Origin of the sequence: Acidithiobacillus marinus (assembly GCF_002847505.1) — a bacterium.
GTDB classification, from domain to species: Bacteria; Pseudomonadota; Gammaproteobacteria; order Acidithiobacillales; family Acidithiobacillaceae; genus Acidithiobacillus; species Acidithiobacillus marinus.
Window position 1 is genome coordinate 40468 of record NZ_MXAV01000010.1, and the last position, 15193, is coordinate 55660.

15 protein-coding genes are annotated in these 15193 nt (G+C 50.5%); 9 read left to right on the forward strand and 6 right to left on the reverse strand.

The features are described 5' to 3' along the window. Window positions 1-26 precede the first annotated feature (26 nt). The 8 genes from soxB to B1757_RS03775 all read left to right on the forward strand — a co-directional run bounded on the left by soxB (window position 27) and on the right by B1757_RS03775 (window position 8341). Entirely contained in the window at window positions 27-1760 is a 1734-nt protein-coding gene (soxB, locus tag B1757_RS03740; RefSeq protein WP_172437586.1) for a thiosulfohydrolase SoxB, read from the forward strand. A 36-nt stretch (window positions 1761-1796) separates the two neighbouring features. Further along, window positions 1797-2528, forward strand: a complete 732-nt coding sequence (locus B1757_RS03745) for an Aq_1264-related membrane protein (RefSeq protein WP_101537044.1) — start codon at window positions 1797-1799, stop codon at window positions 2526-2528. 10 nt (window positions 2529-2538) lie between these two features. Then, window positions 2539-4350, forward strand: coding sequence for a cytochrome c biogenesis protein ResB (locus tag B1757_RS03750; protein ID WP_101537045.1), 1812 nt, complete (start codon window positions 2539-2541; stop codon window positions 4348-4350). Between the two features lie 45 nt (window positions 4351-4395). Next, window positions 4396-4779 (forward strand): sulfur oxidation c-type cytochrome SoxX, encoded by a 384-nt coding sequence (soxX, locus tag B1757_RS03755; RefSeq protein ID WP_101537046.1) that lies wholly within the window; start codon window positions 4396-4398, stop codon window positions 4777-4779. A gap of 31 nt (window positions 4780-4810) precedes the next feature. Further along, window positions 4811-5674 carry a sulfur oxidation c-type cytochrome SoxA gene (gene soxA, locus B1757_RS03760; RefSeq protein WP_101537047.1) on the forward strand — a complete coding sequence of 288 codons (864 nt, stop codon included), beginning with the start codon at window positions 4811-4813 and terminating at the stop codon, window positions 5672-5674. A gap of 27 nt (window positions 5675-5701) precedes the next feature. Continuing rightward, window positions 5702-6883 carry a c-type cytochrome biogenesis protein CcsB gene (ccsB, locus tag B1757_RS03765; protein WP_101537048.1) on the forward strand — a complete coding sequence of 394 codons (1182 nt, stop codon included), beginning with the start codon at window positions 5702-5704 and terminating at the stop codon, window positions 6881-6883. A 294-nt stretch (window positions 6884-7177) separates the two neighbouring features. Further along, on the forward strand, window positions 7178-7792 hold the full coding sequence (locus B1757_RS03770; protein WP_101537049.1) for a hypothetical protein: 615 nt from the start codon (window positions 7178-7180) through the stop codon (window positions 7790-7792). Between the two features lie 123 nt (window positions 7793-7915). Then, the gene (locus B1757_RS03775) at window positions 7916-8341 is read left to right on the forward strand and encodes an RrF2 family transcriptional regulator (RefSeq protein WP_101537050.1); all 426 of its coding nucleotides are present in this window, start codon (window positions 7916-7918) and stop codon (window positions 8339-8341) included. Window positions 8342-8411: 70 nt separating this feature from the next. Here B1757_RS03775 and B1757_RS03780 read toward each other — a convergent pair whose 3' ends face one another. The 6 genes from B1757_RS03780 to B1757_RS03805 all read right to left on the reverse strand — a co-directional run bounded on the left by B1757_RS03780 (window position 8412) and on the right by B1757_RS03805 (window position 14605). Continuing rightward, window positions 8412-9938 carry an NFACT RNA binding domain-containing protein gene (locus B1757_RS03780; RefSeq protein WP_101537051.1) on the reverse strand — a complete coding sequence of 509 codons (1527 nt, stop codon included), beginning with the start codon at window positions 9936-9938 and terminating at the stop codon, window positions 8412-8414. Between the two features lie 10 nt (window positions 9939-9948). Further along, complete coding sequence (sat, locus tag B1757_RS03785; protein ID WP_101537052.1) at window positions 9949-11604, reverse strand: sulfate adenylyltransferase; 1656 nt, start codon at window positions 11602-11604, stop codon at window positions 9949-9951. Between the two features lie 10 nt (window positions 11605-11614). Then, window positions 11615-12184, reverse strand: coding sequence for a phosphoribosyltransferase family protein (locus tag B1757_RS03790; RefSeq protein ID WP_101537053.1), 570 nt, complete (start codon window positions 12182-12184; stop codon window positions 11615-11617). A 193-nt stretch (window positions 12185-12377) separates the two neighbouring features. Then, window positions 12378-12818: a protein tyrosine phosphatase family protein gene (locus B1757_RS03795; protein ID WP_172437587.1), complete on the reverse strand. Its 441-nt coding sequence runs from the start codon at window positions 12816-12818 to the stop codon at window positions 12378-12380. A gap of 30 nt (window positions 12819-12848) precedes the next feature. Further along, window positions 12849-13832: an NAD-dependent epimerase/dehydratase family protein gene (locus B1757_RS03800; RefSeq protein WP_101537055.1), complete on the reverse strand. Its 984-nt coding sequence runs from the start codon at window positions 13830-13832 to the stop codon at window positions 12849-12851. A gap of 47 nt (window positions 13833-13879) precedes the next feature. Continuing rightward, window positions 13880-14605 (reverse strand): DJ-1/PfpI family protein, encoded by a 726-nt coding sequence (locus B1757_RS03805; protein ID WP_101537056.1) that lies wholly within the window; start codon window positions 14603-14605, stop codon window positions 13880-13882. Window positions 14606-14727: 122 nt separating this feature from the next. On the opposite strand from B1757_RS03805, the gene B1757_RS03810 reads away from it, so the two are divergent. Next, a partial coding sequence (locus tag B1757_RS03810) for a helix-turn-helix domain-containing protein (RefSeq protein WP_143484209.1) occupies window positions 14728-15193 on the forward strand: 466 nt, incomplete at its 3' end.

Consider the following 15193-nt stretch of genomic DNA (forward strand, 5'->3'; position numbering starts at 1 on the left):
TTTCACAAAAAACATGCGAGGTGAGTATGAATCTGACACGTAGAGATTTCATGGCCATGATGGGGATTGCCGGTGCAACCGGATTTCTATCACCGTCCGCTATTGCTTCTTCCTGGGGTTCAGGAAAAGACCCTTATGAAATAGATGATTATGGTAATGTTACATTGCTACATCTTACCGATAGCCATGCCCAGTTACTGCCCGTATGGTGGCGTGAACCGGGAACCAATATCGGAACCCGGAAACAGAAAGAATGGGGAGTGACCCCGCATCTGGTCGGTGATCACAAGCTGGAATACTACGGCATCAAGGCTGGTACGCCCGAAGGGTATGCCTTGTCCTGCATGGACTTCGATACTCTCGCGCATAAATACGGAAAAATCGGCGGTTATGCCCATATTGCCACTCTGGTGAAGCGTTATCGTGAACAGGTGGGCAAAAAAGCCATTCTCTTGGATGGTGGCGATGCCTGGCAGGGCTCTGCCACTAGTCTATGGACCAAAGCCGAAGACATGGTGGGAGCCCAGAACCTGCTCAAGGAAGATTATTTTGTTGGTCATTGGGAATTTACCTATGGTGCAGATCGGGTCGAGTACCTGCTGAAACACAAACTCAAGGCCAAATTCCTTTCTCAGAATGTGTTTACCATTCCCTGGGATGAGCTGGTATTTGATCCCTATGATATTCGGGAGATCAACGGTCGCAAAGTCGCCATTATTGGTCAGTCCTTTCCTTTTACGCCCATTGCCAATCCCGCCTACTTTGTACCGAAATGGGCTTTTGGTATTCATCCCGGACACATGCAGAAAATGGTGGATGAATGTCGTGAGAAACATCATGCAGATATTGTCGTGGTGCTCTCCCATAACGGGGCTGACGTGGACAAGAAAATGGCCTCGCAGGTCAAAGGCATTGATATTATTCTGGGCGGGCATACCCATGAAATCATGGGCCCACGTCCGGTTAAAATCAACAATACCTTGGTTATTAATACCAGTACTAATGGCAAGTTCCTGGCTCGTTTTGATCTGGATGTGGGCAAGGGCAAACTCAAGGGCTGGCGTTTCCATTATCTCCCGATTATATCCAATATGATTCCGGAAGATAAGGAAATGGTAGATTACATTACCAAGGTCCGCGCACCTTACGCTAAAAAACTGGCAGAGCCTTTGGCGGTCACGGAAAGTCTTTTGTATCGCCGCGATAATTTCAATGGCACTTTTGACCAGATTCTCTGCGACGCTTTGCGTGAGGAAATGGATTGTGAAGCCGCCTTCTCTCCGGGCTTCCGCTGGGGTTACTGCAAACTTCCTGGTGAAACCATCACCATGGAAGATGTCATGGGCCAGACGGCCATTACTTATCCTCAGGTAACCGTTACGGAATATACCGGTGCTGAGCTGAAAAATGTCATGGAACAGGTAGCCGATAATTTGTTCAACCCGAATCCTTATTATATTCAGGGCGGAGACATGATTCGCGTCGGGAATATCCAGTACACCATGGATCCGGGCGAAACCATTGACAAGCGCATCACCGATTTGCGCATCGGCGGGAAAATGGTGCAAGCCAACAAACGCTATAAGGTGGCGGGTTGGGGCGCCATGCAGCGCGTCGAAGGGACTCCGGTTTGGGATATTTTTGCCAAATGGTTGCGGTCCAAAAAGACGGTGTCGGCCAAAACCCGGGATTTACCGGTGCTGACCAAAAACATGGCAGGTAATCCCGGTATTGCCTATCCCAAGGATTATGACCTTTAGGCAAAAACTGCCGCTCAATCGGGAGACAGAAAAGTGATGCGCACCCTGGCAAATCTCAGCATGTCAGAAAAAATCATGCACACCGGATTTATTTTTCTGGTGGGCTTAGGCCTCTTGGTGGCCGAGGCTTACACTTATACCGTGATTCAAGGACTTGATGGTAAGCCGGGTATATCCATGCAGGATCTGGTTGTTCATTACTATGGCAATCGCAAGTCCAGCAAGCTGCAGGAAATGCTCCCGGCCATGATGCCCATGGCCCATGTGCCTGCCAGTGAGCGGCCGAAAATGTTGCAGGCGGTCAATCACTGGATTGCCAACGGGGAAACCCGCAATGACTACGAGCAGGAAGTAAAGCCGTTGATTAATGGTTCCTGTTTGAAATGTCATACCATGGGTATGCCCAATATTGGCAGCTACAAATTGCTCAAGACCCAGGCGCATGTGGATATGGGCATGCCTTATTCGCAGATGCTGATGATGGGCATGATTCATTTGACCACATTAGGTGTCATTTTCTGGATTGCGGGCTGGATTTTCAGTAAAGCACGATTCCCGCGTATTCCTAAATATCTGATGATAGGCGTGCCATTTTTCGCCTTTTTCCTGGATTTTGCCGGTTGGTTTCTCACCAAGCAGGACCCCCACTGGGTGTGGCTGGTATTGATCGGGGGTATTTTGTCCTGCCCATTGGTGCTCATCGGCATGGCCATCAGTCTCTATCAAATCTGGTTGTATCCCCGCCAGGAGGAAGTCCAGCCATCGTGAGTAAAGAGCCATGTTAGAAGCCCATGCCCCTGTTTATACAGAGCCCTTAAGCATCCGGATAGTTGTTCGGGTGCTTGGTTCCATGCGTTTGGCAGTGCATTTGCTGCTCTTTGTCGCCATTGCTTCCATCATCGGAACGATTCTACCGCAGCAGGAAGTTTACACGGACTATCTGCACCAGTTCGGTCCATTCTGGTTCACCGTATTGGGTCATCTGGATTTGTATGATGTGTATCGTTGCGGGTGGTACATGGGGATTGTCGCTTTTTTGATTACCTCCACAACCGTCTGTGTATTGCGTAATGCGCCTCCTATGGTTCGGGAAATGCGTCATGTGCCGTCCAGTCCATCAGCACATTTTTTAAAGAAAAGACCTGAGCATTTTACTTCCATTTCAGCAAAAGCTCATGGCGAAATCCTTCAGTCTGCTGTCGCCGCCTTGCGCGATTTTGGTTATCAGGCCAGGTCTGTCCAGGATACTGCAGGGAAAACACAGCTTTTTGCACAAAAAGGACGATTTTATCGTATCGGTTATCTGTTGACCCATGTCGGTATCATCCTGTTTTGTGTCGGTGCCATCTATAACGCCAATTTGCCGCTGAAATGGGCGGAGTGGACGGGAACGGTGCATCCCGAAAAGAATTTTGATCTTCCTCTTTCCAAAATTCCCCAGTCCAGTTGGTTGTCATCTTCCAGCTCAGCATTTCGGGGGATTATCACTATTCCGGTAGGACAAACTGTTAATGCCATGTTTGAGCTGGTAGGCGATGGTTTTCTGGTACAGCATCTACCCTTCATGCTGCGTCTGGACGCCTTCAAGGTTACCCATTATTCTAATGGGTTAGCCAAGGATTTTGTTTCAAAAGTATCGATTTATCATCATAATGGAAAGTTGTTTAAGACAGGGATTGTCCGTGTCAATCATCCGTTGTCAGTAGATGGTGTACAGATTTATCAATCCAGTTATTCGGATAGCGCCTCAAAGTTGCAACTGCATAATTATCTGCTGTCTGATCCGGGATTGCCCCCGGCTCATATAGTGACCGGGGTTGGTGAACAACTGAAAACTTTTGGCGCGAAATACGCTATATCCATCAGTGACTTCAAAACTCAGAATGTCATTCCACGCAAGGCGGTAGGTCTTTCTTCCGGGCCGAATCAAGGGATGATCAATATGGGACCGACCATCAGTTATCAGGTGACTAATCATCGGAATGGCATGCAGGTGCTGATCAAATCCTATCTAAAGCCTTTTTCCAGAAATGGGGAAGAATACCGTTTGATCGGGTTTCGAGAGAAGGGATCCACTGCTTATCATTACCTGACTATTCCACAGGGTCCTGAACATGGCATTAGACTGTTTATGGCTTACCTGGGTGATCTGGAACAGGCTGCGAGCAATGGAGATGATGCGACTAAAGCCATTTTTATCCGTAATCTGGACAAGGCTCAAGCGCAAACCAAGATTTATCTGGCGCCGCAATATAAGGATCTTTTTCTTCAGTCCAGCTTGAAAGTCATGCAAGAGTTGCGCAGCTACCCTTTACCTTTTCTGACTATTTTTCATCATTATGATTTGCACTGGTCTGCTGGTCTTGAAATCACCCGTTATCCAGGGATGAAAGTTATTTATACTGCCTGCTTCGCGCTGGTTTTCGGGATATTCATATTGTTTTATGTACCTCGGCGGCGCATTTGGATACAGATTGATGACAGCAAGGAGAAAAAGAAAATTCAATTATTTGCAGATACTTCTCGAAATGAGGAAGATTTTCATCGAGATATGGAGGAACTGAATGAGCAGTTGCAGGAAAGGCTATAAACAAAAAATTTTAACTGAGTTTCAAATTTTTAACAGGAGGTTGTCATGAAAAAATCTCAATGGTTAGTCATGGCTGCAATCATTGGTGCCGCTGCATTTGCAGGACTTGATACTGCTGCCATGGCTGCACCGATGACAAAAGCACAGGATATCGCTGCAGGAAAATCCATTGCGTTCAATCGTACGCAAGGTAACTGCCTGGCTTGTCACGTATTACCAGGCGGAAAAATGGCTGGGAATGTGGGGCCAGATCTCTCGGTGTTACCGCTCAAAGCCATTTTCAAGACCAAAGAAAAGCTGGTGGATTTTTTGTATGATCCGGAAAAAGTGATTCCCCATATCAATATGCCCCAGTTTGGTAAAAACAAGGTATTGACGCATCACCAGATGGAATTAGTGGCAGATTATCTCTGGTCACTGAAGGGCTGAGAGGCTTTTCCAGAAAATAAGGAGTGCAAACATGAAAAAGTTCATTATTGTGGCTGCCGCGCTGAGCCTGGTCGGAATAGCTGGCAGTGCTGAAGCCATCGACTGGTGGAATCTGGGTAATACCAAAGTTGGTCCTGAACAGACTCTCAAGGATTTTCACCAGTATTTCAAGGAACAGTTTCCGAAAATGTCGCTGCAGAAATACGCTCTGGGCAGTTATGCTTTTAGCCCGGAAATGTATCAACAATATCAGCAGGCTATTCAATTTAATCCCGGTGACCTGACGCTCAGTCAGGGTAAAACCGCCTGGGATAAAAAATTCCCTGACGGTAAAAGCTACGCCTCCTGTTTTCAGAATGGCGGGAAAGGCGTGGCGGCCAGTTATCCCTATTTTGATAATCAGACCGGACAGGTGGTCACCAAGCAGATGCGTTTGAACAGCTGCCGGGTTAAAAATCATTTGCAACCCCTGAAATATGGTAGCGCCACCATGATTGCTCTGGATACCTACTTCACTTCGCTGTCCAATGGCATGCCGGTGGATATCAAAGTGCAGGGGCCGGGTGCGGTCAAAGCTTTTGAAGAAGGTAAAGCCAATTATTTCATGAAACGTGGGCAACTCAACTTCAGTTGCGCGACCTGCCATGTCGCCTATGCTGGCAAATATTTGCGCGCCCAGATTATTTCGCCTTTACTGGGACAGAGCGCGCATTATCCGACCTATCGGTCGGCATGGGGCGCAGTCAACACCTTTGAGAAACGCTTCAAAGGCTGTGACAAAAAAGTGGGTGCGGTTCCACAAAAGCTCGAAAGCGTTAATTATCGTAATCTGGATTATTTCATGTCGTACATCAGTAATGGCATAAAAATCAATGTCCCAGGTTATCGTCCCTGATCATGTATTCATCATGGGAGTCTCCTTATGTCTATTGAAACCTCGGAAATACGCCATCTGCTGACCTTTGGCGGAATGCGTGTCGAAGGGCGTCTGGCCGCCCAGCTTTGGGCCGCTTTCCTGACGATTGGTGCTTTTTTGGTCTGGTATCTGTTTCGGGCCGACTTCTGGATGTGGCAGTTTATTGTACTGGGCTTGTGGTACGCAGGTCTGATGTGGTTTGGCATCCGCTGGCCCGCCTTCCGGATTTTATTTCTGGTGGTGATTGGCATCGCCGCCATTGGTGTGGGGCTTTATCAATCGGGATATACAGCGGCCAATAGCGCGGCGTTGTATTATGTCTTCCAGAGTACCTCCATGTTTTACTGGATGAGTGCCGCAATTCTGATCAGTGCCATCGGGTATTATCGTTATTTGTTCAGTGGTCATCAGTCGGCAGGAGACTGGGGGCATCGCTTTGCCTGGGTTACCGTGGCTCTGGGCTTTGCGGGCTTGGCCATCCGTTGGCAGCAGTCCTATATTGGCCATCCTTCCTGGGGACATATCCCGGTGACCAATATGTACGATGCCATGGTGCTGCTGTGCACGACCACGGCACTCTTCTACTTGTATTACGAAGGTCAGGGTAAAAATCGCGGGCTGGGTGCTTTTGCCATGCCCATGATTCTGGTGGCGGATATCTTCCTGGTCTGGGTCGGGGTGGCTTATCACCAAAACCAGATTCAGCCGGTGATTCCCGCCTTGCAGAGCTTCTGGATTAAACTGCATGTACCCTGTGAATTTATTGCCTATGCCAATTTTTACCTGGCAGCCATGGTTGGCGTGGCTTATCTGCTCAAGGAAAAGGCGGAACGTACGGGTGGAGCCCTGGTCAGCCGTCTGCCCGACCTCAATAAACTGGAACGCATCATGGGGTCCATGGTGATGTTCGGGTTTTTGTTTTTTACCGCCGGGACCATTCTGGGCGCGGTATGGGCCGCCAAGGCCTGGGGCGGTTTCTGGTCCTGGGATCCCAAGGAAACCTGGGCACTCATTGTATGGCTGAATTATGCGGCCTATTTGCATATGCGCAGCAACAAGTCTTTTGGACAACAACACAAGGGGCGTAAGCTCGCCTGGTGGGCGGCCATCAGCCTGGTAACCGTCACTTTTTGTTTTATTGGTGTGGATTTGTTTTTAGGCGGGCTTCATTCTTACGCCAAGCTGTAGCGTTAGAAAAGATGGATACAGGTTGTGGTGTAAGATGCTGCAGCCTGTGCTAGTCTTAATAAATTCAAAGTGATATGTAAATCATGGAAGCTTCTGTTAACCACTATATTATAATAAAAAAATATACTTTTTATGCTCCATTCATATATTCTCGATGTAATTAAAAATTTCTTTGTTGTCATTAATCGAGGTATAAGCTATAAATTAGATAACAGTATCTCATGTGAATTGTTAAGTAATTCATCATGGATTGTAAGATGCTGAGCAATAGTGCTGATAAAAAGAGGTGTCGATATGAGTTCACAAGCATCAACAAATCAACCCCGCCTGACCCTGTTCTCCTGGCCATTACTCGCTGCGAGAGGGGTTGCCGCCTTACTATTCGTGATTGCTTCACTGATTGCCTTTGGTGAAACCATGACTTTGCTGGTATGGTTTTTTGCCATTTACGTGTTTTTTGATGGGGGTTATTCTGCCATGCGTCTCGCCCAGAAAGGGAGTGGCGCCTGTCCCAAGGTGTTGGTTGCCATCAAAGCGGTCATTGGGATTGCTGCCGGTATTGCCGTTATTGTCCTTTCCCAAAATGCGCATTTGCTACCGACGCTGCTGACCATTTTTGCCTGGGTGGCCATTGTTGGGGTCATTGAAGGGATATGGGTACTGCGTAATGTCCGCAATAAAGAAGCGGTGATGATCATTGGTTCAACGGCTTATCTGGCCCTTGCGGTAGCGCTGCAATTCATTTTTGCACTGGCGCCCGATGCCGGCCCCTCAGTTTACAACTGGATTATTATCGGATTCTCTGCTGCCTTTGCGGCCGCCATGTTCGGCATGGCTTGGGCAATGCGCCGCAATCTGTTGAAAATGGGTGGAGGTAACTCCACTGTTGCTCAAGCTAACTCTGTTTGAATGACAGATTTGGTGGACAGATTCCTGTTGCTACATTTCTTTCAGTAATCACCATCTATTATCAGAGCCACACCGGATGGTGTGGCTTAGCTATATCCATAAAAAAAACGATAGGGGAATCCTATGGTATTGGGCAAAGCCACAGAACAAGCATTGCGCGGTCTCATTTATATTGCTGCACAGCCGCGTGGAGAACCGGTACTGAGTCGTGAGATTGCGGATTATTTGGGTGTTCCCGTCCAGTGTATCACCAAGCTTATGCGTAATCTGGCCAAGCGCGGATTTCTGGAGTCGGTTAAAGGCCGGGGCGGGGGGTTCGTTCTTCTCCCCGCTGCAGAAACCCTGAACATCATCGACGTCGCGGAGGCCGTGGAGGGACATCCCCTGTCTCCACACTGTGTTTTGGGGCTGAAAGTCTGTGCCGATGAAACAGCCTGTCCTTTACACCGGCAATGGTCAGTTTTACGCCGACAGGAGATTGATTGGTTACGCACCCAGACCATCTGTGAAATGGCTAAAATGTGTTTCTCCGGTATGCAAGTAGCGTGAATTCAATGGTCATCACTACGGATGTTTCGACGTCAACGATCCGCTTAAGCGGAATTTTTGACATCGGTGTTCAGGTGTCGCGGCGTATCCGTATGGTCTGAAAATGACGGTAGATGACCTGGCCCGGTCCACCACCGGGCTTCCGTTGTACATGACGAATTTCGGTCCAGTCCACTTCCGCACTCAAGGCCCGTGATTGGCTGTGTTGCAGTGCCAGACGTGCCGCCGTCGCGATGACGGTTTCCGGGACTGCAAGCTGGGCATGGCTGCGCCGTAAAACGACATGACTCCCGCTCAGATCCTGCACATGAAACCAGAGATCCCAAGGCTTGGCATGACGAAAGGTAAGGCGATCATTTTCGCGGGCATTGTTTCCCCAGAGGATGCTGAATCCGGCCACAAGGGCCTCGTGGAAAGATTCTGTGGGGGGCTGCGAAAAGCGTCCGGAAGTTTTTCGCAGCCCCTGAATAGGGGGCTTGGGATATAGTTCTCGGGCCCGGGATAATGCTTCTACCCCTTTTGTATTCAAGGCGTCGAGCATTTTTTCGCTATCCTCCAGGCGTTGGTGAATTTTTTGCGTGGCCCGCTGACTTTTGAGGGCTTTTTGCATATATTGCTGGGCCTGTTGATGCAGCGTCTTACCGGGAGTCACAGTGATTTCCAGCACGGGGCCATCCTGATGGGTATGATCTGTAGCCTGAATGGGGGATTTTCGGCAGATGGCATCGGGCAGGGCAAAAAGAGCAAAGGCGAGCGTCCGGTAATGCTCGGGGGCTTCCCATTGTTGCAGGTCCAGACGCATTTTGTGGATGCGTTGCTCCAGACGTTTTTTTTCAGCCGACAATATCTGTTCAGCTATGGAGGGTGCTTGAGAAACGCTCGCCATTGGCAGCTGGAGCGCTGTTTCTGGAGATATCTCCGCCATGGGCGATGTATCCGTTAAGCGCAGGGGATACACCATTGGGTGGGGGGGGCTGCTTTGCCACCAGGAATCCGTGGCGTTGCGGGCTGCCCATTGTTCCTGCAAATAATTTTGTGCGGACAGGGTTGCAGGCCGATAGCGCGGCGCCATGAGTGTTAACCAGAGCGCAGAATCGACTGCAGCAGTGACAAACTGGCGAGCTGGTGCTGGTGCTTGGTACCTGATGCCCGGCAGAAAGCGCGGCGCTGCAGGAGCGTCAAGACTATCCCAGCGCATGGCCCAGCGGATTTTTTCCTCGGCATCGAGCAGGGCGAGATTGCCCCGACCACCGAAACACTCGGCAATCAGACTCCAGCGGTCGACTCTTTTGCTGATATGTATCCGGCTGAAGTCCAGACGCACAATCCGATCTGCCCACGGTACACTGATATTGCTTATCACAAAGCCTTTAAGTCGCTGCTGGAGCTGTTGGCTGGGCGCAGCAGCTTCCTGAAATATCGTACTTTCAGTCGTCAGCCACAGCCCCAGGGGCGCGCGCTGAACGATGCAGGCCAGAATTTGCCTGCCAGCTTGCAGATAAATACCACCAGTAGCCAGCGCGATTTTTTGCACATTTTGTCCGGCCAGTTGCTGCTGAAAAAACGGCGCTGCAGCAGCAAGCTGGAGGGTATCCATGAGGGATGGTTCAGCGTTTGATCATGGGATCGTTCACGGCTCCCGAACGATGCAGTAAATCCATCAGACTCCCCAGAGCCGCTGCCGGTGCTTGCTGGGCATGATTCACGACGCAATCCGGATGTTCCGGTTCCTCATAGGGATCATCTACGCCGGTGAATCCGGTGATTTCGCCACGCAGCGCTTTTGCGTAAAGACCCTTGGGATCGCGTTCGGCACAAACTGCAAGGGGGGTCGCCACATGCACTTCCAGAAAAAGACCCCCTGCTTCTTCTACCAGACGGCGTGCCTCGGCCCGAGCCTGCCGGTAGGGAGAAATGGCAGCCACTACGGCAATACCGCCATGGCGGGCTACCAGGCTGGCCACAAAGCCAATGCGGCGGATGTTCTCGTCCCGATCTTCGCGGCTGAAACTCAAACCTTTGGACAGGAAGCGACGGATGATATCGCCGTCCAACAGGGTCACGGCGCGCTCATCATCTGCTTCCAATTGGCGTACCAGCATCCCGGCCAGCGTACTTTTGCCACTGGCGGACAGCCCTGTAAACCAGATGACCAGACCGCGGCGATCTGCGCCACGGTAAGCCTGCCGCAGTATCCGGATGACCTCCGATGGGGAAAACCACTCGGGGATCTCTTCCCGATTAGCCAGTCGACGGCGGAGTTCCGTACCAGAGATGCCTGCAAGAGCTTCGCCGTTGGCTTCACTGACCGGCACATATTGCTGGCGGACCGGAGAATAGGCATATTCCGGCAGAAAAATCCCGGTAATCCCCATTTCCTCTGCGTGTTGGGCAAACAGTTCCTGAGCAGCGAAGGCGGGATAAAAAAGACCGCCGCTGCTGGCGCCGGGATCGGCATGACCACGTCCGACAATAAAATGTGTTGCGCCAAAGTTACGACGAATCAGGGCATGCCAGAGGGCTTCGCGAGGACCAGCCATGCGCATGGCCAGGGGCAGGGGAGACAATAGTGCTTGATCCTGGGGATAATGATTCAGTACCGCGCGATAGACCCGCATCCGATAAGCAGCTTCAATATCACCGGGTTTGGTCGGACCTATGGCGGGGTGCAGTAGCAATTTAGCACCCGCCCCGGCCTGTTCCAGTCCTGCCCGGGTGACAGCAATGTGGGCATGATGCAGCGGATTGCGCGTCTGAAAAGCCACCACCGGATATTGTCCAGACCACTGTTCGCGCAGTTGCGCGGGAGTGCGATATTCCGGGGGAAACTCTACGGCTGCAGCGCGGCTAAGACTATGGGTATCCCAGGCGCTAATGGTGCCTCCCACGTACCAGGGACCCCGGGCCAGCAACTCCGCCACCCCGGGATGGGTGCTGTCGGTGCTGCCATAAACCGCTGCGGCCTCCTGCATTTTGTCGGGCTGGTATAGATCGGCAACCGTCAGGGCCGCTAGGGGCGTTCCATCACTGCGCTCCAGGCGCAGACAGTCTCCCGGGTGCAAGGATTTGCCCAGCGCGTCACTGACATCCAGAACAATGGGAATAGGCCAGAGGGTACCATCGGTCAGGCGCATGGACTGCAGCACCGATTCCCAATCTGCTTGGGTCAAAAAGCCGGTCAAGGGCGCAAAAGCCCCCGTCAACAGCAGTTCCAGATCGCAACGCTGGCGTTGCGTCAAAACATGAACAGCAGCATCTTTCATAAGCAGTGCTTCAAGCGTCAATAGGGAAAACGGGCAGGTGCGCCAGAGCGATAACCTCCGCCCATTGCTCGGGATCACCTTCAGTGCAAATGGCGGCAACGGCGGCGACTTCGGCCTCGGCTTCAGCCATCAGGGTGCGCATGGCCGCCAGGGTGGACCCGGTACTGACCACATCATCCACCAGAGCCACCTTTTTGCCCTGAAGGGCGGCACGATCCTTGGCATCCAGATAGAGGGTCTGGGTTTTGCCGGTGGTAATGGACAACGTCTCAGTGGACAAGGCTTCGCCCATGTAGGATTTGTAATTTTTGCGCAATACCACATAAGGGCGGGCACTATGTACGGACAGGGCATAGGCCAGTGGAATGCTCTTGGCCTCGGCGGTAACAATGACATCAAAGGTAATATCCGCCATGCGCTGCTGGAGGGCAGTGGCAGCGGCCTCGGTGAGTTCGGTATCGCCAAGAATATTCAGCACCGCAATGGCCAGATCCGGCTGCACTTTGAACAGCGGAAGATCGCGTTGCACGCCATTGATATGGAGGGGGTGACTACGGGGTGGCAAATGTGTGGGATTCATTAAAACTCCTTTTCTGGTATTTTGCCACAGGGGAAAGGGAGTGGATAGTTTTAGTCAAGCGCAAGGCGCCGGCTGGTGCGGATGTCCACCGTGACAGTCATTCCCGCGCTCTTCGAGTGCTTAGTTCCATCCACCCACAAGCAGTCCTGTCTGGGTTGTACATGCACCTGATTGCGGCCAATGGCATGCGCTTCTATGAATATACTCTTAAGCATAGGTGAATAAATGCCTGCCAGGTTGGATTTGGTATCCAAATCGCCCGCATGGGATAAAGCGCAGCATCCTCACACTCAGCCAGGCATAACCTTCTGTAAAGATAGATAAAAACGGACACTCGCTTGTTCTTTGCACAATGCACCCAAATATCACGACCCTTAAACGCTTTCAATGTGCAAAAAAATTGTTCCAACTGATAGGGCTCAGGCCGTTCCCAACGTACAGGAATATGGACATAAGCAATACCCTGCCGAGTAATCATTTCAGATTCACCAAGCAGGGCATTGGCTGAAGTGGGTAGTGCCAAGTTAATAACTGCAGCGATGTTATACTCAGGCAAGCGTCCTATGTCACTTTCAGACAATTGCCCGGAAGTCCAAAGCCAGTCAAATACTTGATAAACATTTTCAGCATCCAAGATCATATCACCTTAACAGCACATACCGTCTTATGAATGCACACACCTGTAGTGTAACAAGCCCCGGTCCCGAGGGTCCTGAGAGGCCTTTCCAACATAGCCCAGTTCTTGGCGTGCGGCGATATCACTTATACAGAATTCTCTACCGATCATGCGCACCAGAGAGCGCGATAATGGCGGATCATCGTTTCTACGAAGTATAGTCCAAGCGACATCCATGAATCGCCCAGTAGCTGAGGCCAGCCAATAGGGTATTGAAAAAAAGTGTTCAAGAGGTAAATCATTTGTGCTGGCAATTGACGCGACAAATTCCCGGAAGGTTTGCACTTTTTGATCAGCGATAAAAAAAACACGGCCACCCTTCGGATATCTTAGAGCACACTGAACGGCTTCAACCAGGTTTTCTACGTGGCAAGTTGAGAATATATAATCACCACGATCAATAAAGACAAACTTCCGTGAACGAATCGCATGCAGTATGCCACTGCTGAATTGATCACCCGGTCCCCAGAGAGCTGTTGGACGTAAAATAATAGTACGAAAAACAGGTTTGTTAGCTTGCAGAACAAGTTTCTCGGCCTGCGCCTTGCTCGCCAGATACGCAGAAAAATGTCGTGAATAAGTGGGGGTACTTTCATCCGCGCAGCGGATAGGTGAACCGGACTCATCCATAATGACACCTGCTGCACTGATATGAACAAAATGTGCAATGCCAGCACATTCAGCGGCAGCCAAAATTTTGGCAGTGCCATCTACATTGGTGCGGTAAAACGGCTGGATTGATCCAGAGAAGCGAAACATCGCCGCAGCGTGAACAACAGCATCAAGCTTCGGCAACATCAGTGGCGTATCATCGTCCAGATCGCCCTCAATCGGCTGTGCGCCTAGATCCCAAACTTTTTCAAGAGCAGACGCCGAACGGACCAGCGCAAAGACCTGATGACCAGATTTTATTAACTGAGGAATCAGGCTCGTTCCGAGTAAACCTGAGCCTCCAGTAACAAGAATTTTCATGGTGAATATTCCTTCTTTGCCAGCTACTCATTTTCTAAAAAGCCATTTCACAAATCATCCTGCTGCAATGGAACCAATGTCATGCTGGCGTACTTACGGGCACTAGCCAAACGTCGTTCCGTTATTTTTTGGGCCTGTACGCGGACAGCGTCCAAAACATCAGCCGAAGCCTTCATTGGTGACCCTGAGTCAAATGGTGGTTGCGGATCGTATGCCAGATAAAGTTGGAGTTCTTTGGCTACCTGATCACTACGAAGAAGCGCTGCCAGAACGAGAGCACCATCAAGCCCTGAAGTCACCCCTCCCACACTAATGAATTTCCCGTCAATGACCACACGATCGTCTCTGGGAAAAACCCCATAGAAAGGTAATACCTCCATTGCCGTCCAGTGCGTCGTGGCTTTTCGATCATGGAGCAACCCCGCAGCAGCGCAGATAAGCGTGCCAGTACATACCATGAAAACATATAAAGCAGATTCCGCCTGCTGACGAATAAAGGTGAGCACATCATCATCCAGTGCTGCCTGCTCCTGCCCATATCCTCCAGGAATAAGGAGCACGTCAAGTGGGGGTACATCATCAAAGGATGTGTCTGCAACTATTTGTAGGCCCTGCATGTCTCGAACAATACCTCTATCCTTAGAAACAATATGGATAGTTGAATTCGGAATGCGCGATAAGATCTCAAAAGGGCCAGTGAAATCAAACTGATCTATATCGTTAAAAATCAAAGCGCCAATATTCAAATGTTTTTCATAACAATTTTCAGACATTTTAATTCCTTGAGTGGATAATGAGTTATGTTTTATTACAATGTAATGTGGCTCTTCGTCAGATTGAGTGGGTAGGGGGTAGAATGCTGTGGAGCGGTCGTGCCCTGAATTGGAGTTAGCTGATGGTCCCTGAAGAGCTGTTTTCTCTCGCGTTAGGATTGGTTCCGCCGTGGTTGGTGGATCATGTGACTTTCACGGTGGAGGAGAAACGCCTGGATCTGCACATCAACTTTCCCAAGGGTAGTCGCTTTGCTTGCTCCGTCTGTGGTGAGGAGTGTCCGGTACATGATACCCGTGACCATACTTGGCGGCACATGGATTTCTTCCAGCATGAAGCCTATCTCCATGCCCGCGTACCTCGTGTGAAGTGCCAGGAGCATGGAGTGCATCAGATATCTGTTCCCTGGGCACGGGAAGGCTCGCATTTCACCCTGCTCTTCGAAGCGCTGATCATGACCCTGGTGCGGGAGATGCCGGTATTGACCGTAGCCCGCCTAGTCGGCGAGACCGACACGCTCCTGTGGCGGGTGATTGACCACTATGTGCCAGAAGCCCGTACCAGAGTGGATATGGCCCATGTCCATGCCG

Coding starts and splice junctions, on each gene's coding strand:
- ccsB (WP_101537048.1), top strand. CDS start 5,702: ATGTCTATTGAAACCTCGGAAATACGCCATCTGCTGACCTTTGGCGGA.
- B1757_RS03800 (WP_101537055.1), bottom strand. CDS start 13,832: ATGAAAATTCTTGTTACTGGAGGCTCAGGTTTACTCGGAACGAGCCTG.
- B1757_RS03790 (WP_101537053.1), bottom strand. CDS start 12,184: ATGAATCCCACACATTTGCCACCCCGTAGTCACCCCCTCCATATCAAT.
- B1757_RS03775 (WP_101537050.1), top strand. CDS start 7,916: ATGGTATTGGGCAAAGCCACAGAACAAGCATTGCGCGGTCTCATTTAT.
- B1757_RS03770 (WP_101537049.1), top strand. CDS start 7,178: ATGAGTTCACAAGCATCAACAAATCAACCCCGCCTGACCCTGTTCTCC.
- B1757_RS03750 (WP_101537045.1), top strand. CDS start 2,539: ATGTTAGAAGCCCATGCCCCTGTTTATACAGAGCCCTTAAGCATCCGG.
- soxA (WP_101537047.1), top strand. CDS start 4,811: ATGAAAAAGTTCATTATTGTGGCTGCCGCGCTGAGCCTGGTCGGAATA.
- B1757_RS03780 (WP_101537051.1), bottom strand. CDS start 9,938: ATGGATACCCTCCAGCTTGCTGCTGCAGCGCCGTTTTTTCAGCAGCAA.
- B1757_RS03745 (WP_101537044.1), top strand. CDS start 1,797: ATGCGCACCCTGGCAAATCTCAGCATGTCAGAAAAAATCATGCACACC.
- soxB (WP_172437586.1), top strand. CDS start 27: ATGAATCTGACACGTAGAGATTTCATGGCCATGATGGGGATTGCCGGT.
- B1757_RS03805 (WP_101537056.1), bottom strand. CDS start 14,605: ATGTCTGAAAATTGTTATGAAAAACATTTGAATATTGGCGCTTTGATT.
- soxX (WP_101537046.1), top strand. CDS start 4,396: ATGAAAAAATCTCAATGGTTAGTCATGGCTGCAATCATTGGTGCCGCT.
- sat (WP_101537052.1), bottom strand. CDS start 11,604: ATGAAAGATGCTGCTGTTCATGTTTTGACGCAACGCCAGCGTTGCGAT.